General features: G+C 57.9%; 26 protein-coding genes and 1 pseudogene. 8 read left to right on the top strand and 19 right to left on the bottom strand.

Annotated elements, in window-relative coordinates:
* Positions 1-164: 164 nt before the first annotated feature.
* Positions 165-962 carry a hypothetical protein gene (locus tag HZZ16_RS36400; protein ID WP_197955604.1) on the bottom strand — a complete coding sequence of 266 codons (798 nt, stop codon included), beginning with the start codon at positions 960-962 and terminating at the stop codon, positions 165-167.
* A gap of 254 nt (positions 963-1,216) precedes the next feature.
* Here HZZ16_RS36400 and HZZ16_RS36395 point away from each other — a divergent pair, with 254 nt between their 5' ends.
* Entirely contained in the window at positions 1,217-1,765 is a 549-nt protein-coding gene (locus HZZ16_RS36395; protein ID WP_197955602.1) for a recombinase family protein, read from the top strand.
* A 23-nt stretch (positions 1,766-1,788) separates the two neighbouring features.
* Here HZZ16_RS36395 and HZZ16_RS36390 read toward each other — a convergent pair whose 3' ends face one another.
* The gene (locus tag HZZ16_RS36390; RefSeq protein ID WP_197955600.1) at positions 1,789-2,085 is read right to left on the bottom strand and encodes a hypothetical protein; all 297 of its coding nucleotides are present in this window, start codon (positions 2,083-2,085) and stop codon (positions 1,789-1,791) included.
* Positions 2,086-2,379: 294 nt separating this feature from the next.
* Between HZZ16_RS36390 and HZZ16_RS36385 the strand changes: the two genes are divergently transcribed.
* The gene (locus HZZ16_RS36385; RefSeq protein WP_197955598.1) at positions 2,380-3,951 is read left to right on the top strand and encodes a type IV secretory system conjugative DNA transfer family protein; all 1,572 of its coding nucleotides are present in this window, start codon (positions 2,380-2,382) and stop codon (positions 3,949-3,951) included.
* Between the two features lie 133 nt (positions 3,952-4,084).
* Here the strand turns inward: HZZ16_RS36385 and HZZ16_RS36380 are convergent, their stop codons facing one another.
* The gene (locus HZZ16_RS36380; protein ID WP_197955597.1) at positions 4,085-5,311 is read right to left on the bottom strand and encodes an ABC transporter substrate-binding protein; all 1,227 of its coding nucleotides are present in this window, start codon (positions 5,309-5,311) and stop codon (positions 4,085-4,087) included.
* A gap of 77 nt (positions 5,312-5,388) precedes the next feature.
* Between HZZ16_RS36380 and HZZ16_RS36375 the strand changes: the two genes are divergently transcribed.
* A complete protein-coding gene (locus tag HZZ16_RS36375) occupies positions 5,389-6,111 on the top strand; it encodes a hypothetical protein (RefSeq protein ID WP_197955596.1) in 723 nt (240 codons plus the stop codon).
* Between the two features lie 110 nt (positions 6,112-6,221).
* Here the strand turns inward: HZZ16_RS36375 and mobQ are convergent, their stop codons facing one another.
* From mobQ to HZZ16_RS36350, 5 genes are all read right to left on the bottom strand, one after another.
* On the bottom strand, positions 6,222-7,391 hold the full coding sequence (gene mobQ, locus HZZ16_RS36370) for a MobQ family relaxase (RefSeq protein WP_197955595.1): 1,170 nt from the start codon (positions 7,389-7,391) through the stop codon (positions 6,222-6,224).
* A gap of 245 nt (positions 7,392-7,636) precedes the next feature.
* Positions 7,637-7,948 (bottom strand): hypothetical protein, encoded by a 312-nt coding sequence (locus HZZ16_RS36365; RefSeq protein WP_197955594.1) that lies wholly within the window; start codon positions 7,946-7,948, stop codon positions 7,637-7,639.
* Positions 7,949-7,958: 10 nt separating this feature from the next.
* Positions 7,959-8,246, bottom strand: a complete 288-nt coding sequence (locus HZZ16_RS36360) for a hypothetical protein (RefSeq protein ID WP_197955593.1) — start codon at positions 8,244-8,246, stop codon at positions 7,959-7,961.
* A 49-nt stretch (positions 8,247-8,295) separates the two neighbouring features.
* Complete coding sequence (locus HZZ16_RS36355; protein ID WP_197955592.1) at positions 8,296-8,511, bottom strand: hypothetical protein; 216 nt, start codon at positions 8,509-8,511, stop codon at positions 8,296-8,298.
* 65 nt (positions 8,512-8,576) lie between these two features.
* On the bottom strand, positions 8,577-9,428 hold the full coding sequence (locus tag HZZ16_RS36350) for a MobA/MobL family protein (protein WP_246510689.1): 852 nt from the start codon (positions 9,426-9,428) through the stop codon (positions 8,577-8,579).
* A gap of 210 nt (positions 9,429-9,638) precedes the next feature.
* Between HZZ16_RS36350 and HZZ16_RS36345 the strand changes: the two genes are divergently transcribed.
* On the top strand, positions 9,639-11,003 hold the full coding sequence (locus HZZ16_RS36345; protein WP_197955590.1) for a type IV secretory system conjugative DNA transfer family protein: 1,365 nt from the start codon (positions 9,639-9,641) through the stop codon (positions 11,001-11,003).
* Here the strand turns inward: HZZ16_RS36345 and HZZ16_RS36340 are convergent.
* The 6 genes from HZZ16_RS36340 to HZZ16_RS36315 all read right to left on the bottom strand — a co-directional run bounded on the left by HZZ16_RS36340 (position 11,000) and on the right by HZZ16_RS36315 (position 14,785).
* A complete protein-coding gene (locus HZZ16_RS36340; RefSeq protein WP_197955587.1) occupies positions 11,000-12,358 on the bottom strand; it encodes a hypothetical protein in 1,359 nt (452 codons plus the stop codon). The two genes, HZZ16_RS36345 and HZZ16_RS36340, sit on opposite strands and share 4 nt — an antisense overlap.
* Before the next feature lie 117 nt (positions 12,359-12,475).
* Positions 12,476-13,069, bottom strand: coding sequence for a DNA methyltransferase (locus HZZ16_RS36335; RefSeq protein ID WP_246510687.1), 594 nt, complete (start codon positions 13,067-13,069; stop codon positions 12,476-12,478).
* Between the two features lie 67 nt (positions 13,070-13,136).
* Complete coding sequence (locus tag HZZ16_RS36330; RefSeq protein ID WP_197955582.1) at positions 13,137-13,349, bottom strand: hypothetical protein; 213 nt, start codon at positions 13,347-13,349, stop codon at positions 13,137-13,139.
* Positions 13,346-13,546, bottom strand: coding sequence for a hypothetical protein (locus tag HZZ16_RS36325; RefSeq protein WP_126261707.1), 201 nt, complete (start codon positions 13,544-13,546; stop codon positions 13,346-13,348). Before HZZ16_RS36325 ends, HZZ16_RS36330 begins: the two co-directional genes overlap by 4 nt.
* A 428-nt stretch (positions 13,547-13,974) precedes the next feature.
* Positions 13,975-14,211 (bottom strand): S1/P1 nuclease, encoded by a 237-nt coding sequence (locus tag HZZ16_RS38060; RefSeq protein ID WP_283815915.1) that lies wholly within the window; start codon positions 14,209-14,211, stop codon positions 13,975-13,977.
* 37 nt (positions 14,212-14,248) lie between these two features.
* Positions 14,249-14,785 carry a S1/P1 nuclease gene (locus HZZ16_RS36315; protein ID WP_197955581.1) on the bottom strand — a complete coding sequence of 179 codons (537 nt, stop codon included), beginning with the start codon at positions 14,783-14,785 and terminating at the stop codon, positions 14,249-14,251.
* Positions 14,786-15,096: 311 nt separating this feature from the next.
* On the opposite strand from HZZ16_RS36315, the gene HZZ16_RS36310 reads away from it, so the two are divergent.
* On the top strand, positions 15,097-15,864 hold the full coding sequence (locus HZZ16_RS36310) for a hypothetical protein (RefSeq protein ID WP_197955580.1): 768 nt from the start codon (positions 15,097-15,099) through the stop codon (positions 15,862-15,864).
* Positions 15,865-15,944: 80 nt separating this feature from the next.
* Here the strand turns inward: HZZ16_RS36310 and HZZ16_RS36305 are convergent, their stop codons facing one another.
* Both HZZ16_RS36305 and HZZ16_RS36300 read right to left on the bottom strand, forming a co-directional pair.
* Complete coding sequence (locus tag HZZ16_RS36305; protein WP_197955579.1) at positions 15,945-18,206, bottom strand: T6SS phospholipase effector Tle1-like catalytic domain-containing protein; 2,262 nt, start codon at positions 18,204-18,206, stop codon at positions 15,945-15,947.
* A 118-nt stretch (positions 18,207-18,324) separates the two neighbouring features.
* Positions 18,325-18,594, bottom strand: a complete 270-nt coding sequence (locus HZZ16_RS36300; RefSeq protein ID WP_197955578.1) for a hypothetical protein — start codon at positions 18,592-18,594, stop codon at positions 18,325-18,327.
* A gap of 317 nt (positions 18,595-18,911) precedes the next feature.
* Here HZZ16_RS36300 and HZZ16_RS37790 point away from each other — a divergent pair, with 317 nt between their 5' ends.
* Positions 18,912-19,157, top strand: coding sequence for a GIY-YIG nuclease family protein (locus HZZ16_RS37790; RefSeq protein ID WP_246510685.1), 246 nt, complete (start codon positions 18,912-18,914; stop codon positions 19,155-19,157).
* Positions 19,158-19,505: 348 nt separating this feature from the next.
* On the opposite strand, the gene HZZ16_RS36290 is transcribed toward HZZ16_RS37790, so the two are convergent.
* On the bottom strand, positions 19,506-21,671 hold the full coding sequence (locus HZZ16_RS36290; RefSeq protein ID WP_197955576.1) for a family 16 glycosylhydrolase: 2,166 nt from the start codon (positions 21,669-21,671) through the stop codon (positions 19,506-19,508).
* Between the two features lie 15 nt (positions 21,672-21,686).
* A complete protein-coding gene (locus HZZ16_RS36285; RefSeq protein ID WP_246510691.1) occupies positions 21,687-22,508 on the bottom strand; it encodes a glycosyltransferase family 32 protein in 822 nt (273 codons plus the stop codon).
* Positions 22,509-22,666: 158 nt separating this feature from the next.
* On the opposite strand from HZZ16_RS36285, the gene HZZ16_RS36280 reads away from it, so the two are divergent.
* Entirely contained in the window at positions 22,667-23,332 is a 666-nt protein-coding gene (locus HZZ16_RS36280; protein WP_197955572.1) for a hypothetical protein, read from the top strand.
* A 195-nt stretch (positions 23,333-23,527) separates the two neighbouring features.
* Positions 23,528-23,789 (top strand): annotated as a pseudogene (locus HZZ16_RS36275) (transposase); the annotation flags it as partial.
* A gap of 239 nt (positions 23,790-24,028) precedes the next feature.
* Here the strand turns inward: HZZ16_RS36275 and HZZ16_RS36270 are convergent.
* Positions 24,029-24,355, bottom strand: a 327-nt coding sequence (locus tag HZZ16_RS36270; protein WP_197955571.1) for a transposase, incomplete at its 5' end; no start/stop codon positions are given.

Genomic DNA, 24,355 nt, shown 5'->3' with positions numbered 1-24,355 from the left:
CCGTCGTCGGCCCGACGCCTACACGCTCGCCAACCACGCGCGTCGAGAGCCCAGCCTCAAGGCTCAATCTCACAATCTCGCGCACCTGGCGCATGATAACCCTCCTCGTCGGCATCCAATTCTCCAAGCTGCTTCCAGCCAGAGAAATGGCCAACGATCAGGCCTCACACCATCCGAAACTGCGCGCGATCAAGTCGGAATGCTGCGCGGAGAATGCTCGGAACGCCGCGCGCGATCATTTCGGAACCCTGCGCGCCATCAACTCGGTACGGTGCGCGCGATGACCTCGGAATCGGCAGCGAGACCCGGTAGAACTCGCTCGCAGCCACCCTGGACAGATCGGTGAACAGCTGAAGGGTGCTGAGATAGTCGCTGAGCGCGGCGCCGTAGTTCTTCAGGTTCTCGTTGGCGGTCCCCCTCAACACACGATATCGGCCGTTGGCAGGATCCGACTTCACCATCGCTTCGGAGACATCCAGCGCTCCCGAGTAGTCGCTGATGCGTGTAAGAGCAAAGTAGGCCCTTTCAAAAAGCGGGGCGCTCTGCCCGCACCGTTCTCCGAATTTCATCACGATCTTCGCGCTTTCGCGCGGATGGCCCGCGTCATCCATCAGGGACGCAAGCGGCAGGATCGCCTGCCGATCGCAAGGCTCCCGCTGAAGCTGGTCCAGAAGCCGGGCTGCGTTTTTTGTCCGCTCAAAACTTGCCGGCAGCGCGCTGATGCCAAAGGTATCGTAGACCCCTTTGAAGCGGCTGACCGGCTCGGGCTTTGGCTCTGCTGGTGCCGCCCGCGTTTCAACAGCCGGAGGAAATGGCGCAGGAGCCAACCTGGCAACAGGCGAGTCGTGCTGAAGATAGAGGAATGTGCCGACACCTCCTGCCAGAAGCGCCGAAAACGTGATCGCAACGGGCACAAGGTAAGAGGGGCGTTCTGCAATATCAGGACCGAACTCTTCTGCCATGAAGCACCGGCTTTTGTGAGAACGCCGGCTAATCCCGACGTTGTGCAGCCGTCTGCTGTGATAGCGAAAATCCTGATTTACGCATGGACCGGAAAAGCGCACGCTAGGGAAAAACTAGAAAGCCAATCCAAAGTTTCATGAGACGGCCAACCCCGCGAAAAGATTCAGCAAAGCGCCCGCAAGGCGAGCGACGCCTTTCCCGCAGCTCAGGACTTGCAAAATTCAGGAGTTTCGCAAGCGAGAAATTGAATCCCATGCGTGTCTACGGGTACGCCCGTGTCAGCACCAGCGGTCAAGAGTTGGATATTCAGATCTCTCAGCTCGATGCTGCTGGGTGCGAGCGGATTTTTTGCGAAAAGGAAAGCGGTGCAAAGGATAATCGCCGTGTACTCTCCCAGCTGCTTCGCAGATTGAGCCAAGGCGACGTCGTGATTGTTTGTGCCCTCGACCGCCTTACACGTGGCGGCCCGTTCAAGATGCTCAGCGTGCTCTCTGAGATCACATCACGGGGTGCGGCCTACAAGTCATTGGCCGAACCTTGGGCTGATACCACGCACGAGCTGGGCGAAGTCCTGGCGGCCCTGGTCGGCTACATCGCTCGCAAGACTCGGGAGGATATTCTAAGGCGAACAAAAGCCGGGCGGGAGAGGGCAATGGCACGTGGTGTACGCTTCGGTCGGAAGCCAAAGCTGGACCCGAAACAGCGGCAGCAGGCGCTTATGAGGAGGGCTGCCGGCGAACATCTCGCGTCAATAGCGAATGCATTTGACGTGAGTGCGAGCACAATCTCTCGGTTGAAGTGAAGCTAAAAAAGGGCGAAGCTCCGCTATTGCGGAGCCAGCCTTGCGTTTTGTGCACGAGCCTCGATGGCTCTTCCTAGCAGTCTGGCCAGATAGCACGTCTCGACTGTGTCGATCCGTGTGGTGCGGCCGCTGCTGACTGATCGTCGAAGACTGGCGGCGTACACTGGCTTGTTCAGTTCATCGTAGAGTCGTGCCAGATACTCCAGGTTCACTATCGTATATCCGCGGCGAGTTTTGTTTTCCGCGATAAAGTCCAGCTCTTCGGGAGTCAGGTCGTGGATGTCCGTTCCGAAGGTCGGATCTGCTACCAGTTCGTTCATGGAGAGAGTCCTCGGGCAAACATCTCGTGCCGGCGGGGCCGGTCTAAGCGGGAAATAAGGAGATGAGCCGGTTGTGCTCAGGGGCTTATGCGCGCCCAGACAAAGCGTGCGCCTGACAGGAGGCCGCTTTCTTCGTACCGAATGGGGCAATGCCCAGACTTAGGCATTGCCCATGGTGAGCCCACTGTGACGGCGCGACGCCCATGTCAAGGGCGGCTAGCCGCTCGTCCTACCCTTGACATGGCGGCGGGACGGCGCGACCCGATGTCGGATGTAGGGCTGGGATGCCTACCGGTGACGCTGTTTCATTGGCTTATCCCGGCAACCCGCATCTCTCACGCGCGGTTGCTGGCTAGCTTTACGAACGCGTGCCAGACTGACCAAATGGTGCAGATTGTGCTTTGGCTGCTGCGAGCCACCGTGCTGGTGGCGCGCATAACGCTCTGGGTCACACGTTGCATCCTGAAGATCGTCCATACCCTGCACCGATGGCATGGTTTCAGTCCTGGTGGTGCACTCGGCTCCGCCCGCTTCGCTTCCCGGTGGGAGCTGCTGTGGTCCGGGGTGATGCGAGGGCCTGGACCTATCGTCGGCCGAAGAGGCCGTTCTTTTTTGCGTTTCAACAAAGATGGGATGATTGCGGTGTTCGCGCCAATGGGAGCTGGCAAGGGCGTAGGAATTGTCATTCCCAACCTGCTGGATTACCGCGGCTCGATTGTTTGCACAGATATCAAAGGCGAGAACAGTGCAATAACCCGGCGCCAGCGTGCCACATTGGGCAGAGTGCGTACCCTCGATACCACCGACCCGTACCATTCGGATCACTTCAACCCTCTCGACATGATCCGCACCGGCACGTTCCACGAACGCGACGACGCCGAAGCGCTGGCCCGTCTGATGATCATCCCGGACGACAAGACAAGCCACTGGGACGCCAAGACTGAAGGATTGCTGGCCTGCATCATTCTCTACGTGATGCGCCTCGGGCCGGAGCAACGCAATCTTGCCGAGGTCCGTACGTTATCGACGCTACCACCGGAATCCTTCAAGGAACTATTACATACCATCTGCACATGCGGACCACGAGCCGCAGCCGAGATCACCGCAAGCTTCATGGCCATGGATGGTAGCGAAGAATTCAGGAGCATTCTGTCTAACACGGAGAAAGCAACCCGGGTGTGGGCGGCCGGCGGTCCTGCTGGAGAAATCAGCCGATATTCCAATTTCGACCTGGTCAATCTCGTCAGGGAAGTCAAAACACTCTACCTGGTTGTCGACGAGGAGAAGCTGGACATCTACGCGGGGTTTCTCCGCGTGATGGTGGGTAGCGTGCTCAATGCACTTACGCGTTCCAAGAACCTGCCACGCCCGAATCGTAAAGTGCTCTTGCTGCTCGACGAAGCCGCCGCCCTCGGCTACCTCGAGCCGCTGGAGCGTGGTGTCGGCTACCTGCGGGCCTACTGCACGCCGCTGCTCGTCTTCCAGGACATGAGTCAGCTCCGCACCATCTACCGCCGGGCAGGCTCGTTCCTCGCCAACGCCGCATGCAAGGTGTTCTTCAACGTCAGCGACCTGGACGCCGCCAAGTTCGTGTCCGAGATTGTCGGGCAGACCACGTCGCTCTCCCGCAATGAGGGGACCTCGCACAGCAACGTCGATACCATCCGCCAGCACCATTCGCTTGGTCAATCGGAGACCGGCCGATGGCTCCTGGACCCTTCCGAAGTGATACGACTGCCGGGCAGACGCGCCATCGTCATCTACCGCAGCGACATCGTCCGATATCCAGTGCTGGCCACGAAGGTCAACTATCGCTCGTGGCGCAACCTACGTTGGCGCGGCAAGTTCGATACTTGGCCGGTTTAGGGTTTACGCCTAGGCTAAGTAGGCGAAACCTTCATATCCGAACGCCAGTGTGGATCAATCTACTCACCCTGCTTACGGCAACTTTTTCGCCGCACCTGTCCATCGTCAGCCTCCAGCCAGAAAAGGGGTGTTCTCACTTCTGTGGACACGCGTTGCCCTTCGGGCACGGGCAGTCCGGCTGATCAGAGCTTTGAGGGCATGCACCCTTCTTCGGGCAAGGCGTGCCGCAAGCCGCCTCCTGAGCGGCTATCCCCGGAATCACTTCCAGCACTTTCAGAAAATCTCCCGCATAGCGAATGTCCCCTTTCGGCTTGATCTGGACTATGTATACCGGATGCACCAATTGTCCGTTTGCGCGTACTCGGCCATTCGGAGCGAAAAAATCATCAACTGGAAGCTGCTTCATCTTCTCTGCAACCTTGTCAGCGTCGCTCTCGCGCGCTTCCAGCAATGCTCTCAGATAATGCCGCACGGCGGAGTACATGCCGGCCTCGATCAAGTCCGGTGGGTTCGCCGATCGTTCACGTCGCGCATTCAAAAAGCGCTTTGCCCAGTCTCTTGTTGCGTCGTTCGCGTCCCAGTAGAACGAAGTGGCAAATATTGCATTCTCAACACGAGGGCGCCCGATCTTGTCGATATCCGTCAGAAGAAGGGGTGAACCAAACGCAAGCCGAAGACGCCCCTGCTTTTCATCGATCTGATTTACAATTCCATTCAGGGAATTGCCAAACATCACAACTGTGGCGTCAGACGCGCTAGCTTTTAGTCCAGACCAACTTCCCTGCCAGCTGTAGCTGGAAACCTCTATGATGTTTCCGCCTAGGTTCGTCACCACATTGCTTGTCGCTTTCGCGAGTGCGGTACCAAACGCAGTATCCGGTGCAACTATGCTGAAGTTCTTGTGACGATCATCAACGAGATAATTCGCTAGAGTCAGGCCGATCAAACGGTCGTTCGATGTCCAGTTGAACGTTGGCGCCTTTCGTTCACTTGGCGGGAGAGCGACGTCCGACATAATCGAGAGCACTTTCCTTTCGCCTGTGACCCCAGCCACGGCCGAAGACACTGCGCTGCCACCACTCACAATAATTGCACCAACTTTTTCATTATCGATCCACTGCCTAGCGATGTTAGCTGCAACATCGGGTTTCATCTGGTGGTCCGCCCAAACGGTCTCAACCTTAAGCCGCCCGTCTCGGTCCGGAACGTCCTTCAGCGCCATTGAAGCTGCCGTTCTGACGCCGTCCGAAGTCACACTCGAAAGATCGGCCAAAATGCCAATGCGCGTGATTGTCTGGGCGAGACTCTGCTCAATTGAATAAGCGACAAAAAACGCCCCGACGAATGCAAGGACTCTCATCGGAAAACTCCTTGGCTAAGCTTCACAATCAATTGTATACTACAAATTGCATCTGGAAAGCGCGAGGATTACGACGGTTGAATTCACGCAAAGCTAAGGTGAAGGCTCCGAGCTCGGAGCCTGCTTCCCCCCGTATTTGGAAATACAAGGCGACAGACCTGGCTGGGCTTGCTGCCTTTGCGCTGTCGATCTTTGGATACGGCTGGTATATCGCAAATTGGGTAAAAGGGGCTGATGTGCAGTTCTTTCCACCGGATCAGGTGGAGCTAAGGTGCAGCGAGGTAGAGGCTAACGAGTGTACCTCTGAGAGCAAGGTCACCATCACGGCTTCCACGATGTCATATGTGAATCGCGGAGACCCAGCCTACAACGCAGTGCTTCGACGAGAGCAAGTTGAGCCAAAGTTCGGTGATAAACAGATAGTTTTGGATTGGACCTACTTTTCGGATATTACGTCCACCGCAGCGCCTCAGAAGGTCGCAACGCCCCGCGTGATTCTGGGTGGGCAGTCTGAGAGCCATGAGACCCGGTTTTATCCACGACTGTCTTGCGTCGGTGACAACTGTGATCGCTCCAATTTTCTGGCTTGGTCCGAGTTGCTCAGTGTTATCAACCAGAAAGATAGTCCACTAAAATCGATTCCGATGAAATTCTTGGTCACTCTCTTCGATTCGGAAAAGAGAATAGAGAAGTCGTGCGTTGTCACCATAGATCAGGGCTCGCGTGAGCAATTCGCAAAGCAGGGAGCCAAGCTATTTGCGAAGACATTGCCGTGCGTTAGCACAGCCGAAAAGAAGTGAGGGTATCGGTAGAGCCGTTAGTGCCGGTTATGCATCGACGGTCCTGTGTGCGCGATCGACTACTGGCAGACATGATCAGTGTCGGCTTTACAGCAGACGTTCGGTCGCGCCTAGTCCGGCATCCAGGGACGGCTGCGGCCGCCGCTGAGCCCCCGCTCACCCCTTCCGGAAAACCGATTGGCCCACACAGAGCGCCGGACCAACTGGGTCTCGCGAACGCCGAGCAAAGCGACGAAAAGGAGATCAAGCTCGTTGAGCCAATAGGCAATCTCTGCCAAACGCCGCCGCGCATGCGCTTGTCGTGCGACCCAACGTTCCGCGTCTTGGGATCTCTGCACCTCGGCAGATTCGGCAAGCTTCGCATAGTAAACCTGCCTGTCCCGTAAGCGCGCCGCCTGACGCTCTGCCTTCCGCGCTGCCTTCTGGTAGGAATACGCATTACTGGTAAGACGGCTCATGGTCCATTGTGCGCGACTTCCACGATCAAGTGTGGGATAGCGAAGCTCTCGTTGGGTCGCGGTCTCGCTTTCTCTCCTCCTCCGCTTCGGTCCCGCCTGGCGCGCCTTGCTCATTGGTTGCTGCCCGACGGCATTCTTGACCTTAGGCCCTACATGGACCTCGGGCTCACGTGATAGCTCAGCCGCCAACCGACGGTTGCCAGACCGCGCCGCATCAGCACGACGAGCGGCGAGAGTTCGATGATCGACCCGCGCCCGCGCCCCGGCGCGGCCAAGCATCCTGTTCTGATGGTCAGCCCACGATTTGCGCCAAGCGATCAGCATGGCGTCGCGATTCCAGGCTCGTGTCTTGACCGACCGCAGGCCTCCGCCACCGGCCTGACGCATGGTGAGCAGCACGTGCACATGATAGTTGCGAGGGTCATCCCCTTTCTCGGGGACGGGAGCATGGATGGCGAAATCGGCTACCATCCCGAGAGCCACAAACTCGCTGCGCACAAACTCGCGGACCAGCTCAAGGCGCTCTTCATCGCTCAGCTCATGAGGCAACGCCATGTTGATCTCGCGTGCGAGCTGTGCGTCCCGGCGCTTCTCCATGCGCTCTACGGCATTCCATAAGGCTTCGCGATCGTACAACCATCCGGCGGTACCTTCCGGCGCCATAATCTCGGCATGCACTACACCCCGGCGACGCCGATAGTCCGCGTCAATGCCGCGGCGCTCATCTTTCAGCAAGACACCGGCCCGGTAAGCCGCCATCGCCACCACCGAACGCCCCTCGGAGCGTTTCACCGGTTGCGCTGAAAGATGATACGAAGCCATTCCCCTCCAAAAAGCATTGTCGCCCTGGCGACACCTTACGGCCGGTGTGACGGCCGTGCACCTATGTCGCGCAGCGATGTATAAGTGCGCCATTCATTCGGCGAAGCCGCTTTGCTTGCTAAACTCGTTGCAAAGTAGCACCAGGCGATCGATCAAAATCGCAGGCTCGACGGCCCAGAGACCCGATGTCGTTAGTCGGACAAACGGCCGGGGGCAAGCCCCGGACCCCCTCATGAACTCGTCGACTATCGCTTAGGCTTCTTAGGTTTGAGGACTAGCTTATGTCTTTCGTCTGTCTCAAAGGCCAACGTCGCATCTTCGTGGGCGCGCTTCAGATAATTCGCCCGTATGTCGCAGGCGTCGAGTCTTTGACTGCAATCGTTGACCAGCTTCTGTAGCCGATCGATTTCGATGGTCAGCCCCTGAGCAGTAGCCTCTTCTAGCGAGCGTAGAAGACCATTTCGCTGCAAAGTGAAGTGCTGAACCTCGGCTTTTATCTCTCGCAGTTCATTCGCAATCTGCGAGTGCCGTTCTGCGGCCCGTTCGTTAATATCCATCTTACCCCGCTTACTCTTCTAGTGCGGCAAGTTGACGTTCCAACTCCAGCTTTTCGTCTCGGATGCCTAACTTCTCCAGTTGGACAGCTATGAGTTGATTGCAGATATCGAGTAGCCGAGTGGCCGCCTCCAGGCGATGCTTGGCTGCCTTATGATCTATTGCATAGGCCGGGTCAGCCAACGTCTCTTTCATGCTGGAGATTTCATCTTCCCACCGGCGTCGACGATCCAGATAACCGCGCAACTCAAGAAGGTCGCGTCGGCGAGTGAGTTCAAGCTGAGCGTCTAAGCCGTCCAACGCTCGAATCGTACGACGAAGTCTCCGGATAGCCAAGCCCTTCGGGGTCTCAACGCTTTAGCTTCTTCTTTTGTTTGATTTCGAGTTCGGGCTTCTGCTCGTGAATCCAATCAAGTTCTTCAAGAAGCTGGGTCCGAAGGTGCTCACCGATACCGGTCAGGTGCTTCGTTCTGATCGAGGCCTCCTCGTCACCCCGTCCCTTCAACTTCTTCAAGCCCTCTTCAACGTTCTCAAGGCGAACGGCAATATCTCTTGCGCGGTCCATATCCAATCCATTTGCTCAATTCATTGTCACGAAGATCCTACGGCGGTTGAATTAAATGGCCAACATCATTCGAGTTTCCGCTTGAAACCGCGCGCCAAACCATCGTCCAAGTCGGGCCGGTGGATGCCCCGAAGATGCTCGATCTCCCGAGCCTGCCGATCGGCGTCGATGGCAGCCCATCGCGCCTGTTCGGTCTCGTGCGCCAACTGAAGGCGCCGATTGTAGGCAGTCCGGCTCATGCCCTTGTCGAGCGCGCGGTAGTCGACCACGCGGCTCTTGCTGCGTGTCCTCGGCCGGTTGCGGTAGGAGCGGCGCCGCGAATGCGGCGTGCGCCCCTCACGGCTCATGCGGCGGGCCCGCACGCCCTCATGAATGGTCGGCTTGCGCCTGATGCCCTGAGCTTCGAGCGTCCGCCTATCAATCCGAGCATCTATTCCGGCCGCCTCCAGCGCCAAGTTGGCGTGTTTCTCCCAAGCCTTCCGGAGACGCTCGGTTGAGCCGACCTCACTCATGCCGATGACCCGTTTGTTGGTCTTCGGGTCACGGTCCCGAATGACCAGGTGGCAATGAGGGTTCTTCGCGTCCTTGCCCCTGTCATGAAAGGCAGCCAGCCACGGTGCCCGTCCTTTTGTCACGTCTTCGGCGAAGGACCGGACCAGAGCCACCCGCTGTTCGGCGTCCAGCTCTTTCGGCAGCGCCAGCATTACCTTGTCGATGACGCGAGCATTCTTGCGGCTGGTGTCCTCTGCCTTGCGCAGATACCCTATGGCCTGGTCGGCCTGAGTCGGCATGCGCTCCCCGTCAATGCGGCCCAGGGCGCGGGTGCGAGTGATGTATCGGATGTGCGCAGCGGCGGTGTAGGGCTCGTCCTGGGTGGACTTGCCAATCGAGCTGTGATGCAGGCTGTAAATCGCCATCAACACCTCGGGTACTGGCGCGGGTTTGCCTGCAAACCCATAAGTGCGCACTACCGCAAGTTTAACCTCTGCCGCCCAGTTGGCAAGCGCCCGGGCCCCCACTGATGGCGATACTTTCGCCGACGTTCCGGCCTCACCAGCACTTCCAGGACCGCCACATGGCGCTGCCACGCTCCTAGCCGGGGGGCTCACTCCGCGGTGGATGGCGCAATGCACGAAGGCCAGCTAGGATGCGCAGACAGCGCGAAATCGGCCGCTGAATGGCTCGTGGGCCGACCGGGGAAGTCCCGGAAATGGGTATTGGGGGCTGATGAAATGGTGGGCAAGGCGCCTTTGACTCTCGGCGTGTTCAAGGAGACCGGGCAGGAGTACGTCTTTGATGGCGCCGAGAGCCTCATCACGATCGCGCGGCCGGGGCGCGGCAAGACGCAGGCCCACGTGGTCCGCAATCTCCTTTACCTTGAGGCCCCCGCCATTGTCCTGGACGTCAAGCCGGAGATAGCCGACCTCACCAGCGAGTGGCGCGACCAGAATGTCGGGCCAGTGCAGGTTTTCAGGCCCGGCGATGCCGCCGCGACCGAGAAATTCAATCCACTTGATGCCGTGCCGAACGACCCAATAGCCGCCTACACGGCGATAGGAAGGCTTTTGCCGCTGCTCATGGTGCCGACGGACTCTCACTCGGCCAAAAGCTTCTGGGAGGGCCGGGCGGCCCAACTCCTCCAGGGCGCCCTCTTCGACATCTGCCTGCACGGCTACCAAGGGCGGCGGGATATGTCGGCCGTCGTCGACTGGTTCTCGCCATCGCCCAAGGAGCTAAAGCTCCATATCGAATTTCTTCAAGGATGTGGGGTGAGGAGTCTGGTGCGCATTGGCAACCAGCTTGCCAGTGCGGACGAGGAGACCCGGTCCAATCTGTTCGAGACCGTACTGAGGCACGTTGACGTGTGGGGCTCCCCCCAATTGGAGACGGTCGTCGCGGAGACGACCATTAACTTCGAAGACCTGAGAAGCAAAAACGGCACGCTCTACCTTTGCGTCACGACCGAGGAGCTGCTGATGTACCGGCCCCTCATCCGTACGCTACTCGGCCAGATCTTTTATACGATCCGCGATGCGCGGGATCAGTACGACCTGCCGCCCGTCACCTTCTTTCTCGATGAGTTTCCACAGCTCGGGTATATGCAGGAGATTGAGCAGATGATCGCGCTCGGCCGCCAATCGGGATTGCGGCTCTGGCTGTTTGCGCAAGGGACTTCGCAGCTTCAGAAGGCTTACGGCGACCCGCAACGAATTCTGGAGTTGATGGCGGTGCGGTGCTTCATGGAGCCAACCGCCACGACCGCTCAGGAATTATCGAAGGAGCTGGGAAGCAGGCGCGACCTGCTGACCGGCCAAATGAAGCCGCTGGCGACACCACAGCAACTCATGGGACCGGAATACGTGGATAAGGTGGTCGTCCTTGAAGGCGGCCGCCGCCCAGCGCGGCTGCTCGCGGTGAAGGCCTATGAGGACCCTCAGCTCAAAGGGCGACATAAGGAGCCTCAGCGAACAACCGGAGAGCTCGCAGATTAACGCGACGTTGCCCAGCCGTCATCGTTGTCTTTATCTTCGACAAACCATCTGACGAGTTCGCCCTTAAATCCTTCATCATCAATCCACTTCTGCAAGAAGTCGAGGTTGTCGCGCCACTCTGCCTCCAGCTCAATGGCACCGCCCGCGTATAGTTCTGGAAAGTGCTGAAACTTTGTGTCGTTGGGGTTGAGTTTGTGTTCGCAATTAAGGAGCCCAATCATCCGGTTCGTCATGAACGCGGGATTCGTGACCCCTCTGAACACTCCCGACCGGCTCTTCCAGAATTCGATCTTCACGAGAGCAAGCTGCTTTGCATTCATCGAGACAATCGATCGACCGTTCCGAAATTCTTTCTCCAATGGCGCGCCATCGCAGTGAACCTTCCGGGCTTGAGCAAAGCCTGTACGCATGTTTTCAAGCAACTCCTGAAGTTTGGCGTCCGTCTCCAAGAGCGGCCAACTGCGTGGCGTTACATCGAGAGACCCGTCAACAATTTCAAGTGTCAGCTGTGCCTCTGCAAGGCGTTTCCTTTCCTCCTCCGCACGAACTGCGTCGGCGGCGGCCTTTCTGACATTCTCGGCATCGACAGCTGCCCTTTCAGCAGCGACCGCCCGCTTGCGTTCAAGCTGAGCGCTCACAAGCTCGTCTTTCAGGCCTGGTGCACGCAAAATATCGAAGTAGGGACAAATAGCCTTTGGTTCCTCGCAACCAGCAGCTCGCTCCATGGCGTCCTGAAATCTTCTCAAGGCACTGTCCGTGAACGTCGCAGTAACGTTCGGAAGCGATTTGAGCAGTTCCTGCCTCAGCTGCTGGTCGTTGATGTCAAATGCTTCGTATCTGTGCATCAGAGAACGCAAAGTGCTGACAAACAGTTTCAAGAAGTGCGCTATTACGAAAAGAACGTTCTCGTCGTTTGTGCCCACGAAAAGTACACCGCGCCGGAAAGACCTTCCGAAGTCTGTGTCATCCACGAAACCGGGGCTGAAGCAAAAACTTCCTTCGTCTTTTAAAACAGCTTCGGCTTTTGCGAGGCTGAAATCGTCGAACGACTCCAGCTTCCTTTGAAAGTAGGTCAGCAATCTCAGCGAGATCCATCGCTGGATTTCGGCACGAACGTATGCCTGTAGGGCGGGATCGCCTAACGCGGCCCGGTGCCTAGGGGCTTGGCTGGAATTGAGGTCGGCAATGACCGAAGCGGAGATGCCCGCTATCTTAAGACGGGCCTGATCTGTACCTGACAGCCAGCCGTGTTGGATATGGCGCCGTGCTTCCAACAGACGCAAACGTTCTTGGGAGGATAGGTTATTTATGCGGTCGGGACCAAACCTGGCGACGATCGGTTCAAAAAATTTCATGCAGAAAACCCCACAGCCGTCGTGCAGTTTCCACGTGCATCGAGGGCCGGTCAAGCGGCCGGATTGCACAAAAAATCCGGCCTACCGCCTCCGGCGGTACGCCGGTGACTCGCGGCGCTAGGCAGCCACACCCAAGGTGTTCACGCGAAAGGCCGCAGTAGCCTGGTGACGCTCGTCGAGCTCGATACCGATGCCGACGCGTCCCGCTCCGCGAGCCGCCACCAGCGTCGAGCCCGACCCGCAGAACGGGTCGAGCACGATCCCGCCTTCCCGACAGAACGCATGAATAAGTGGTCGCAAGTTGTTGATTGATTTTTGGGTCGGATGCAGACGATTGCCGGTGTAGTGCCAGTCCATCACGTCCGGCAGCGGACTCGCCGGTAGTGCGGGGCGGCCTTTTGCAAGAAGGTAGGCCTGCTCATGCCGGCTTTCGAGGAAGCGGCTCGCGGAGGCATAGCTCTTCCTGAAAACGATGTGCCCCACCATCTGGAAGCCAGCCTTGCGCCACGCGGCGATGAACTTGTCGGCGGCATTCCAGCCGTAGAAGCTGACGCAGAAGGAGTCGGGTTTGAGTAGCTGATACATCTCGGCAAACGCCGGCTCCAGCCATCCATCGCGGTCGTCATTCGCGATGGTCTGCCCGCTGCGCGACTTGTAGCGGCACAAGTACGGCGGATCGGTAAGGATGAAATCCACTGAGCCTGAGGCCATGCGTCGCATGACCTCCACGCAACACCGTGAACCACGGTGTTGCGAACGTCCTGAATGGGCAGGGCGTTCATGATTGCACCTCCTGCACCAGGGGCCGGGCCTCCCAGCCGAAGTCGCTGCGGAGAAGCTCGAAGCCGTCCATGTTGCCCAGGCTGTCGGTCAGGTAGATGGCCTCGGCCTTGTGAATGGCATCCTCGCTGCTGGCAGCCTCGACGATGACGCCCCATTCCTCGTAGTCGAAGCACTTGACGAGGAAGCGCCGCGTGGCGGCGGGGCTCATCGCCCCGCCTCCGCGTCAGCCTTTGGTTCGCGAATGACCAGGCGGCCGTTCAGGGGCAAGCAGCTGAGCTGGATGTTGAAGCCCTTGCCGTCCTCGTGCGCCCAGGCTGCGCCGATCTTGGTCCAGAAGGCCTTGTCGCCTTCGCCCTCGACCACAAAGACGCTGTGGGGGCGCTGGGTCTTTTCGTTGCGTTTCATTTGGTTGTCTCCCGTTTGGTTTCGCCGGCTGCGCCAATCGCGGCCGGACGGGAAATTTCGGGAGACGAGGAGATAGCGGGCGCGCAACGGAGGGTCCGACCGAGGGACCCTTCAGGGATACGGTTGGATGCCTTGCGCGTACGTGCCTCGGCGCCAGTTTCCCCGTCCTACTGGCCGTGTATTGGGGACAGACGCGCAACGGGAGATGGCCTTGAGACGCAATAAGACCGCGCCAGAAGCGTTTTGGTGTGCGGTGGCGTGCGCCGGAGCCTTTTTACGAGGGAAACGCGCCGCAGCTGACTTGCGAGACGACTGGGATTCGTCCTCCGCACACTGCCTTTGCGATGTCACGCCGGAGAGCACATGCGACCGGCTGCGCTGGAAAGCTGGACGCCATCCTGCGGATATAACCGCGCGGTCCGGCTCGCTCAGTCGGCAAAGATGCTATCGAGTAAGGCCGCGAGCCGAACGCCTGCCCTCTGAAGCTGCTCCTTCACGATAGGTTCGTTCGCGGCGAGGTATTCGGTGCTGATGGTCACGCTGCCCTCGGGCCGGTCGCAGGAGGAGCCGTGCATCACGCAATAGCCCGTCTTCTCGGCTTCTGAGATTGCAAACGACTCGTTGGCCCAATCACTCGGGTCTGACGAACTCCACTTGGTCTTCATCGCAGGAGTAATGGCATCTATCAGGTCAGAAGCTGCCTCATCGACATCCGGCCCCCACCGCGTGTGTCACAAGACAACTATCCCAGGTGCCGTGCAGATTGCCCGAGCACTCGCCGTTCACCCTGATATCGTTTCCTCCGCGGTCGTCCTCAAAGGACACGTGGAGAGGCTGATGTATGTCGCCAACCCAGTGTCCAAGCGACTTGAGCGCAATAAGCCTGTCGGCCCGCTTGGCGTGCTTCGAGTTCACAATCTTCGAGTCGTTGAGGATGGCCGTGAGCACACATTCTGGAGCGCTCGGGCAGTTGTCTCCTGTTACCCCGCGCGCGTCGCGGGGCAGATTGATGAAGTGCTCTGTTCGGCGAATGCGCGGATGGTCGGGAAACACGCAGGAGTCGGAAAAGGTGTCGAACACTTTGTCCGCCTGGATCAGTTTCCGTGTCGCTGCGCGCGTATCCGGCTGGGCGAGCCGGTAGGCAATCTCACAGACAATCTTGTGGCCTTCGTCACCCCATGCTGAGGCGTGGGTGCAAAACGCAAAAAGGAAAAGAGCAGCTAATGAAAATCGGCGCATGCGGGTAACCTCATGCCTGATCCAGTATGGGCTGAACCTATTACTCAGGTTGTTGGGGAGAAGTGCCTCGCCCGGACAAAGCCGGACGGCTCCGAGGCAACGTAAAATTGAACGCGGGTTCAGTATTGTGCTTCCTCCTGTGGCTCTCGTCGGGAGGGCAGCCGGCCGTAGAGCGAGCCTGTGTTACCGAAAATGTTGTGTCTTATTTCACAATCGCGGCGGCCTTGGGCCGTTACCATGGACCTCAGAACTGCCGATGCGCACACGCGTAATGGCTGCGCCAGCATTCATTCCCGCATTGGGGCAAAGTCATGCCTGATCCTGTCGCTGCTCAAAACCTGTTTGACGCTCTCAAAGCCTTCACGACTCCGCCCGCGCCCCAATCCTGGTACAGCGTAGCCAAGGATTTTCAGTCATTGGCCGCAGGTGTTTTTGCACTTCTCGCGGCGTGGGCTGCCTATCGAGGTGTCATGAAAAGGATTGCCTTCGATAGGAGCGTTGCTGAAGAGAGGATAGCGTTCGACAAGCAGATTGCAGCAAACGAGCGCAAAGCCGCGCGACGTGAGCTGCAGAGCCAAAAGTACGGGATGTTTCTGCGTCTTCGGCACGAGGTGGAACGAATGTCGCAAGATGCGGACCTCATTTTGAGGAAACTGGAAGAGACGATCCGAACAAAAAAGAACCAACTGGAGAGACTCGGGCCGGAGGACCTGCTGAGGGATGCCAAAGCCGACTATGTGCAATGGGGAGACGGCTTGTCGTCTGGCGAATACGGTTTGTCGCTGGGCGAATACAATGAGCTCGAGGAAGCGTGGCGCAAGATCCATTTCTTTTCACGGTCGAACATCTACCTCCTCGACAATCTCAGGATGGGGGTCGACGACGCCAGAAAGAAAGAAACCTGGTGCTTGAGCAACCTGGATGAGGACGGCAGGGTCTCTCTGACCAGGATGCAGGTTTACCGGGACTCGTGTCGCACTGTTCAACGAGGTGCGAAGCTGTTGAGCGATGGCCTGAAACTGGCAATCAAAAAGCTGGCTACCCTTGCTGACTTTGAAGATGAGAAGGATCCAACGTAGCGGACCTTGGTAGACCGCGCGCTCGTAGCCGATCGAGAAGAGCCCGGAAGCTGACTTGAGAACAGGTGGTGTGAAAGGTCTCACAGCAGTTTCACGGTCACCTTGGCCTTGCCTCCGTTGTTCGGGTAAAACGCGTCGCTGAGCCATGGCAGGCCGATCACCGCGTCATTGACGTAGAGAAAAAGCTCACCGCTGCGTGCAGCCTTGAACGTTGCCTTGTACGTCTGCGGTGTCGTGTTCGGAACCGGGATAGGATCAAGGAAATACTCGTCCACGCCGGTCTCGCCCACCCGCGCAATGATGCGGTACCAGGGTCTGAACAGGATGCGGCGAAGGAAAATGGCGCTGCGAAACTTCCACCGGTTGGCAAACTCGACGGTGGAGGTCCGGAAGCCAGCGGGTGTGGTCGGCCGCTCCGCGTCGTTCCAGGGCTCGGTCACCGCGATCCTGATCTCATACGATCGACCGGAAAAGACCTTCAGGCCTGTTGGCGCGCAGATCGCAGATGTTGCGAAGTCTGCGCCGTCCTGGTCGATGCCCTTATTGACCGGGACAAGCGTTGCCTCCGCCGTGCCCTTGCAGAATGCCCCCATCGAATCCGCGACGTTGAACAGGAAATGGCTCACGAGAGTCGCGCCAACCCAGACCATCGCTATAACCAGAAGCAGGGGCAGGACGTGCCGCTTCCCGGTGCGGATGACAAACTGATAGGCCGGGTGGGTCCTGAACGCGTAAATAGCGTCGTGCATCAGGCCGGAGAGCGGCACTGGCGCCGCCCGGTCCCGCCAAAGAAGCCGCATCCGGTCCTTGATTTTGGCGCTGAGGCTGCTGCCAAGAACCATCAGGACGATAACGGCGGCGATACCCCCGGCGAACCATTCAGGGTTTGCGGCGTACCAGTCCGTCCACCAGTGGAATGATTTCGGCAGGAAGGATTCGATGAACCGCACGAGTTCGGAGACCATCCGGATCGGCGACTCGAACTCATGCTCCTTGATGCGGTCGTGGAACAGCCAGAACGCCGCAAGATGCAGCGTGGCGGCCAGGGTCGCGAAATACGCCAGCCGACGCATCCAGACGAAATTCCAGAGCTTTTCCTGTGCCGCAAATCGGGCGGTCGCGCCCCCCGGCGTCTCGAATGTCGTCGACCCGAGGGGCGTGAGCTTGCCGTTGCGGGAGACCACGAGGTACTCCGGCGGCAAGCCGATCGGGGCATAGGCGTTGCAGCCGCTGTCGATGCGGTCGAACACACTTTCGTGGATCTTCGGCAGCTTGACGCTGACGCCGACATCCGGGTCATTGCACAGGTCGGACACTTTCCGCGGACCATAGCGGTAGTAGGAGCCGAGGCCGGACCGCGAGTCGTAGAGGCGGCCGTCCTTATCCTGCGCGGAGTTGATCTGTTTGATGGAGTCGGGGTCTGCGAAGGGGGCCTCCTTGAACACGAGACCACGCTTAATGGACTCGTCGACAAGCCAGGACAGCGGCACGAAAGATACGGCATCGTCGGGATAACCTCCGCCCACGTTGGCGTGCATGCCGACGAACCAGACCTGGACCAGGCGCTCGTCGCCGATGGTGGTGGGGACCGCCGGCTTGGATTCGCCTTCCTCGGTCCAGAGCACGGGATGGAAGGTCGTCCGCTCATCGTCGAGCGCAAGCGCGTGCCTTGCGCATTTGACACGTGGGTTCAAGATCCGGTTCGGAAGCTCAAGGGGCCAGATCCAGTTGCTGACGCCGCGCGTCATCTCATCCATGGGCAGGCCGTAGGCAGCGACCGTGTCCCACACGCCGATGAACTCTATGGATGGGATGTCCTTTCGGACAATCTCGGCGTAGGGTTTGTTGCCTCGCACAAGGTCCAGCACCGGCACCAGGACGTAGTCGCGCAGGGCGCGGAAGAGCACCTCGATCTGCAAGATCGAATGGTAGCCCTTGGCCCGGTAGGCCCGGTAAGCCTTGACTGCGCCGTTGTGCAGCTCCGCTTCGGTGTCCGCCACAACCAGACCCTGCTGAAGAATGAGCGCGCCGAGGACGCGCACGGTGAACGCGCCACGGCTAAAGCCGAAGAGGTAAATCTTCGAGTGGTTCTGGTGATCGTAGTTGCGGCAGATGAACTTGTAGGCGTCGAGGATGTTGCGCTTGAGACCGAACCCGAATGCGCCGCCCAGCACAGCGAGCGGCACAAAGGAGGAGGTGCCCACGCCGTCGTCGTATTTCGCGGCCTGGCTGTTGCCTTGCAGGTCGAGCGCCTGGAACATCCGCCAGACGTTCGTGCGCCAGACGCTTGAGGCGGCATTACCGGTACCGTCAGACAGGATAATGATCTTGGGGCTGGCCATGAGGGCGCCCTCCCTGAAAAGTATCAATGAATGCGGTGAGCGTAACAGGTGCCGGGAAGAATTCAACCTTGGATAGTCGTCTGCCAGGTTATGCCTTCCCGCAGTGCTTCGGCCAGGGTTACGGCCAATCCCCGCCTTCGTCGCCTTCATCGATCACGTCCGGGCATTCCTGGCCTTCGTAGGCAGGACGGAAATTGACGCAGAGCCCACCGAAGCCGCCTTCGTACTCGGCGTGTTCGGAGATGATCCCGTAGTGGTCGGCCAGAACCTTGGCGACATGGGCCACGGAGGTTTCCAGCGCATCGATCAGGGCACGCTGTGTGTCGTCGTCGAGCGTGGACGCGGCGATCGCATCGCAGAGCTCGTTGACGTTGAGGATCTTAGTCATTGGAGGATCTCCCTTTGGTTATCGGCTGCGCCAATCGCGGCCGGACGGGAAATTTCGAGGAACGAGGAGATAGCAGCGGCGCAATGGAGGGTCCGGCCGAGGGCTCCCTTCAGGGATACGGTTGGATGCCTTGCGCGGATGCGCCTCGGGCCTAGTTTCCCCGTCCTCCTGGCCGTGCATTGGGGTAAAACGCGCAACGGGAGATGGGCCTGAGACGCAATGGGACCGCGCCAGAATGAGTTTTGGGATTGAAGGGAGGAGAGAGATAGTCGGGCCGCTAAAAGCCGCGTACATTGGGCGATAAGTCGGGGGGCGAAATGCCGATCTATTTCATTGGCTACCAAAGTACAGACGGGTGCCTGATCAAGATTGGGAGGGCGAAGAATCTTAGGCGTCGCCGGATGCAGCTACAGACGGCAAGCCCGGTGACCCTGGAGGTTATGGGCTGGATACAGTCTCGCGATGACATCGCTCTCGAACGGTCTTTGCACACGAAATTCAAGATGTGTCGCGAACGCGGAGAGTGGTTCAACCTCGATCCGTCGGAGATTTGCCCGACTTGATGAGAGCAAGGGAACACCGGTTCGTCGCGAAAAACGCCGATGCATTCGAAATCACTGGTTACGATAGCGATGCTGTGCCCGAGTATATGGGCGTCTGGAAATGGGGCCACTTCGAATTTCACGAGTGCTGTCCCTTTTGCGGCTGCTTTTGCGGGATGCACTATCAGGAAGTATCGTGCATGTCTCATCGCTTGAACTGTGACACGCTAACCTACTTTTCGGAGCTATCGCCTCCGACCGAAGATGATCGCGAGCAAGTACGTTGCGTTCCACTTATACAAAAGACAAGCGTTGATCGTGGCCCGACGGAAACTCTTGGCGACTGAGGAGACCCTCTCTAGGCCAACGCTAACTGCCAACATCCGCACCGACATCAGACGCATCAATGCTGATTCCACGCAAGTTAGTCGATGCGGGTAACTTGTTAGCCGCAAGTCGACCAGCAAGCTCCCGCGAGCGCGCGGGCCACGTATTTACATGCAAGACCATGGGAAGGTGCGGGATGGGTGTCGGGTTCCATACGCCGCGTCGGTGAGCGAGCCTTCCGTCAACAAGCCATCGGATTTCGCACGGATCCCACTCGATCGCAAAGCGGTGCGGGGCTTTTGACGCGTCGAAGCCCAAAGGGATAGCTACCGGCGTCCCGCGATAGCCGTAATCAAACTTCGCGCCTTCAGAGCCAGGATTATAAAAAACATTCACGAGCATTTGGGTCGGACAGTTTCCCGCTATCTCGATGTCGATCTCCTGGCGAGGAGAGGCTCGGTACAGGAAGAAGCCCGTAACCACGCCCGGAACGTTCGTCGCTTGCAGGACCGCCTCGAACCGACCGTACAGAAAGCTGTCGCGACTGGATATGGCTGCGGCGCCGAAACTGCGAACGCCGAGTGATTCTTCCCGCACCGCAAGCTTAAGGCCTCCCTCCGTACATGCCGATACGTTAGAAGGCCGAAACAAACCAAGATTCCCAGGGAAGGTATCGTTTCTGAGTGACCACCTCGAGGGCCGCACCTCGCTCAGATCATCGTCAAAGACGATTCTTGAGCCGCGTACCGATCGATCAAGCGATATCGTGCGTAGTCCGCACCAATCGGCACTAGGCTCTGCGATCCATAGCGACCGATCATATCGCAGCTGCTTTGGTCGAATATTGGGCTTCGCTGCCTCAGCCGGTCCGAGGTACTTTCGCTGACCGATCTCCTTGATACGGGGATAGGATGCCACGGGCGGGGGCGTTCGTAAGTGTTCGCAAAGCGCGCGCCAAGAAAAGGTGTCCTCCCCCTTCAAGCGAATGACGTCGGAGCCTTGTAGATTTTTCAGCAACTTATCCTTGGCTGGATCATCAACTTCTCCGTTCTCGGTGACTATGAACTTCGCTTGCGGAAACCGCTGCACAAGCTGGTCGAGGACGGGCTCCAGTGAACCCACATTTACGTAAGCATCAAAGGTGCGACTCTTCCCGGCCAGCAGGGCTTTCAGCTCCGTCTCAGGCAGCCGGTCGAGATCGCTGCAACACCGGTAGCCCAGCATCGATAAAGCCATTGCTACAGATGACAGACCAGTCCCCGGTCTACCGAATGCGAATACAGGAAAGGAGGTCGGTCGTTGGTGGAATAGCGCTGTACTGCCATAATCGAGAACCCCAATTCTTGTCAGGGCCGGCAGTATGGAATAAGAGTTGGTCGATACCAAGTCAGCACGCTGGTGTATCACTGGACGACGTAGGGCACGAACGTCGATCTCTTGGAATTTTTGATTGATCCATAAATCAATTGGACCGCGGCACGGAAGCAGGTTCAGAAGCTTCTGGGCGCCAGTCTTCGAAAGGACGTAGCCGGATAAGTACCAAAGTCCGCGTTCCGGACAGAACAAGTTCGCTGAAATCAGTTCCTTCGGCGCACCATGCCGCGCCTCGGCATAAGAGAGGTACAGGAGATCAAATGTAGGACCACCCCCATCAGCCTTTGTCATCTCGTCCCAAGCTCGATCGATTGCGTGGGCGAAACCTCGTTCAAGCCAGACATCGTCTTCCACCACGAGCACATAACTGGCGGCGGATTCAGCAATAGTTCTCCAGACGCCAATATGAGAGCGGGCGATTGCGACCTCCGCCGCGCTCATGCGGATTGGGCGAGTTAGGTCGAATTCGTCAGGCAGCGCTTGGGGCTGAGGCTCAACATAGAGCTGATCGCCCAAAGTATAAAATGGGTCGACGTCCTCCCCATCAATTGAATTTTGGGAAAAGCTCTGCGCATCAACGGCTGAGTATCGGGTTGTCCTGGTGCCAAGATCAATTCCGTCCGCATCCAGAACGCAAGCGAACTCTCGCTGAATCTCAGCCCAACGTTTGGGCTGACGGTCGAGGTTGATGACGTATATTTGGGAAATGCCTGGTCGCTCAGGCCGCTCCAGCCCAAATGTAGCGGACCGCCTACGCGGTAGGCGTCGTCGTAGGTTCAAAGCGAGGTAATGCAGAATTCGAGAGGCAGTGTGAAATGGCTTCGTCAAATTCATTGTGAGCTGCTTCTGCTACTGCTCAAGTCGCTTTTGATTGGAGTGGCGCCAATTTCGCGCGTCGTTGCGATAGCTTAGGGGCCATTTGGAAATAGCGAATAAGTCCCAGCCTCGCAGGACAGCAACCTCCTGATCTATGGTGCCGGAAGCGACCCCGAGTTCGAAGATTGTTCGAGATAGAATCCCCGGGCCCGTTGTTGCCTGGATCTCAGGCAAATCGCCATCAAACGAATTCTCTAGAGCTTCGGTTGACCTTAGGAGGGCCAGCTGGATGACTGGGTGGCGTTTCGCGGCGATAAGCGGATTGTTGTTGAAGTAGAAAATCCAATCGGGTGTAGCGTTTTCCGCCGTAAGGAAGCTTGCTGTGCTTACCATCGATGCGGACGCTATGTCGTAACAAAGAGGTTGGACTTTCAATCGAGCGTCTTCAAAGATCCAATCAATGTGTGACCCGACACAGACGTCGTCCGCGTCGACATAAAAGCCTCCCTCCAGCGACAAGTAACACAAGCGGAAGTAGTCCGCCTGCATGGCCGGATGGTAGCATCGGTCGAAAGCGCGCTCGTAGCGAGGACCCAGCGACTCGCGGATGTATGACCTCGCGCTAAACTCGTCAAAGAGGAGATGCCTGATCCCGACTTCTTTCCAGCGGGCCCATGACGCGATACAGTCCTCCACGTCACCCGGCAAATCCTGTAGATCGTGCCAAAACTGTATGATTGTCTTAGGCGGTAGCTCTCGAAGGCTGCGGCCAACCCACGCCTTGCTCCCGGTCCGCTGAACCATTCCTTTGATGAACTCTGAGCGTTGCCTGTGGTGCTCAGGGCTGTCGGTCATGTCCACGCTATGAATCATGACCTATCGTAATGGTTTCAACGCTTGCCATCCACACGTAATTGTATCTTAATCAGATCTGTCTGGCGAAGGTTTTCACGCCGGGGTCTAGGGAGTATGGGGCGGCAGGTATTAGGAGATATATTGGGAATTGCGCTGCAATGAATATTCTTGCGTTCAATCCGGCGCATGATGGAGCAGTTTCCTACCTTAAAGATGCCCATCTGGCACTTTCAGTGGAGGCGGAGAAAAATTCGAATTACCGATATTCTCCGATATCATCTGGCGACGTCTTTAACGTTCTCGGGGAAATCAGCGAGATACCTGACGTCATTTGCACCGGCGGCTGGTGGCCTCGCGATCACTTCGAATATGTGCGCGGGCCAATCGATCACGCCGGCTATCGCGGCGTATTGAAGAATGAAATCATCGTCGGACGCCGGCACTTCCTCGGCCAATCAATTCACTGCTTTTCATCGTCTCACGAGCGTTCACACCTCCTTTGCGCGTTCGGGATGTCTCCATTCCCGAAAGGAACGCCCTGCTACGCGCTCATCTGGGAAGGCGCGATCGGCAGCTTCTACGAAATCGACTCGGAATTGAACATTGACGTCGTCGGGGAGCCTTTAGCCAAGCCGGGAAATCGGTACTCCATGCTCTATGGCTTAGCCGATCCATCCTTCCCTAAGAACACTCCCTATTTTCGAATTTCTGATGCTGGCAAGCTGATGGCCTTGGCCTCGTTTTCTCGGCGGAACGAGCCAACAACCTCCGAAATGAAACTGATGAAGTTTCTGTTGGAGGGGCCATCCCAGGCAGCTATCTGAATACGATGGTCCGGACGCGTTGCCATATTGCGTAGGGCTGGATGACCCTGAGTTCCGCAATTTCGCTGGCATCTTCAGTGATAAGCTTTTCGATATCTTCTATCAGTTCGCCAAATCGAATTTGAAGAGAGGTGACCTGCCACTGCGTATTTCCTCCAGAAGGAGTTTGAGTCCGGCCCGAAGAAGGACGGACAGATGAAGCGAGCAAGGTTCACGGAAGAGCAGATTATCGCGGTATTAAAGGAGCATGAGGCTGGGGCGAAGACAGCCGACCTGGCTCGCAAGCACGGTGTTTCCGAGGCAACGATCTACAAGGAAGGCCAAATTCGGCGGCATGGACGTTTCCGAAGCGAAGCGGCTGAGGGCGTTGGAAGAGGAGAACGCGAAGCTGAAGAAGCTTCTGGCCGAGCAGATGCTCGATGCGGCCGCACTTCGCGAGCTCCTTTCAAAAAATGTATGGTCCGCCCCGTCCGTGCAAGGGTTCGTAACAGCAAAAATGACGCTTTCAGTTGCATAAATGTATCCGGCCTCTCGCGAGTGGACTGCTGTTGCAGCCAGGCCATGATGAGATCCGCGCACGCCGTTCCCAATAAATGGTTCGGGCACGAAGCCCGCTTTTTTGCACAGGGCTTACGGCATGTTGATCCACTGTTTCGTCATCACTGTTCCCGAGCCTTGCAATCGAAGCCAGAAGCGTCAGGTGAAAGCAGGATCTCTGCGTTCGTAGAGAGCTCCAGGCTTATTCAAGACCACCCAGACAATGCGAGCCATCTTGGCGGCTAGAGCGACAACGGCCTTGTTCGGATGCATCCGAGCCTGGAGCCCGTCGAGCCAGCTTCCTAGGCGATCGCGCGTCCGGTCCAAATGCCGGAAGCAGGATCGCGCGCCATGCACTAGAAGCTTTCTCACATAACGGTTGCCGCGTTTGCTGGCGCCAAGCAACGTCTGTTTTCCGCCGGTCGAGTATTGCCTGGGCACTAACCCCAGCCAGGCAGCAAGGTCGCGGGCCTTGCGAAACTGCAG

Source organism: Bradyrhizobium glycinis (assembly GCF_016031655.1).
GTDB classification, from domain to species: domain Bacteria; phylum Pseudomonadota; class Alphaproteobacteria; order Rhizobiales; family Xanthobacteraceae; genus Bradyrhizobium; species Bradyrhizobium glycinis.
This window is presented reverse-complemented; position numbering and strand designations above follow the sequence as displayed.

Bases quoted from the DNA above. Each gene is read 5' to 3' on its own strand.
- HZZ16_RS36305 (WP_197955579.1), bottom strand. From the start codon at position 18,206: ATGGCCAGCCCCAAGATCATTATCCTGTCTGACGGTACCGGTAATGCC.
- HZZ16_RS36280 (WP_197955572.1), top strand. From the start codon at position 22,667: ATGAATATTCTTGCGTTCAATCCGGCGCATGATGGAGCAGTTTCCTAC.
- HZZ16_RS36355 (WP_197955592.1), bottom strand. From the start codon at position 8,511: ATGGACCGCGCAAGAGATATTGCCGTTCGCCTTGAGAACGTTGAAGAG.
- HZZ16_RS36315 (WP_197955581.1), bottom strand. From the start codon at position 14,785: ATGCGCCGATTTTCATTAGCTGCTCTTTTCCTTTTTGCGTTTTGCACC.
- HZZ16_RS36365 (WP_197955594.1), bottom strand. From the start codon at position 7,948: ATGGATATTAACGAACGGGCCGCAGAACGGCACTCGCAGATTGCGAAT.
- HZZ16_RS36395 (WP_197955602.1), top strand. From the start codon at position 1,217: ATGCGTGTCTACGGGTACGCCCGTGTCAGCACCAGCGGTCAAGAGTTG.
- HZZ16_RS36400 (WP_197955604.1), bottom strand. From the start codon at position 962: ATGGCAGAAGAGTTCGGTCCTGATATTGCAGAACGCCCCTCTTACCTT.
- mobQ (WP_197955595.1), bottom strand. From the start codon at position 7,391: ATGGCTTCGTATCATCTTTCAGCGCAACCGGTGAAACGCTCCGAGGGG.
- HZZ16_RS38060 (WP_283815915.1), bottom strand. From the start codon at position 14,211: ATGAAGACCAAGTGGAGTTCGTCAGACCCGAGTGATTGGGCCAACGAG.
- HZZ16_RS36285 (WP_246510691.1), bottom strand. From the start codon at position 22,508: ATGACCGACAGCCCTGAGCACCACAGGCAACGCTCAGAGTTCATCAAA.
- HZZ16_RS36290 (WP_197955576.1), bottom strand. From the start codon at position 21,671: ATGAATTTGACGAAGCCATTTCACACTGCCTCTCGAATTCTGCATTAC.
- HZZ16_RS36350 (WP_246510689.1), bottom strand. From the start codon at position 9,428: ATGGCGATTTACAGCCTGCATCACAGCTCGATTGGCAAGTCCACCCAG.
- HZZ16_RS36330 (WP_197955582.1), bottom strand. From the start codon at position 13,349: ATGAGCCCCGCCGCCACGCGGCGCTTCCTCGTCAAGTGCTTCGACTAC.
- HZZ16_RS37790 (WP_246510685.1), top strand. From the start codon at position 18,912: ATGCCGATCTATTTCATTGGCTACCAAAGTACAGACGGGTGCCTGATC.
- HZZ16_RS36380 (WP_197955597.1), bottom strand. From the start codon at position 5,311: ATGAGAGTCCTTGCATTCGTCGGGGCGTTTTTTGTCGCTTATTCAATT.
- HZZ16_RS36335 (WP_246510687.1), bottom strand. From the start codon at position 13,069: ATGGCCTCAGGCTCAGTGGATTTCATCCTTACCGATCCGCCGTACTTG.
- HZZ16_RS36300 (WP_197955578.1), bottom strand. From the start codon at position 18,594: ATGACTAAGATCCTCAACGTCAACGAGCTCTGCGATGCGATCGCCGCG.
- HZZ16_RS36390 (WP_197955600.1), bottom strand. From the start codon at position 2,085: ATGAACGAACTGGTAGCAGATCCGACCTTCGGAACGGACATCCACGAC.
- HZZ16_RS36310 (WP_197955580.1), top strand. From the start codon at position 15,097: ATGCCTGATCCTGTCGCTGCTCAAAACCTGTTTGACGCTCTCAAAGCC.
- HZZ16_RS36345 (WP_197955590.1), top strand. From the start codon at position 9,639: ATGCACGAAGGCCAGCTAGGATGCGCAGACAGCGCGAAATCGGCCGCT.
- HZZ16_RS36340 (WP_197955587.1), bottom strand. From the start codon at position 12,358: ATGAAATTTTTTGAACCGATCGTCGCCAGGTTTGGTCCCGACCGCATA.
- HZZ16_RS36325 (WP_126261707.1), bottom strand. From the start codon at position 13,546: ATGAAACGCAACGAAAAGACCCAGCGCCCCCACAGCGTCTTTGTGGTC.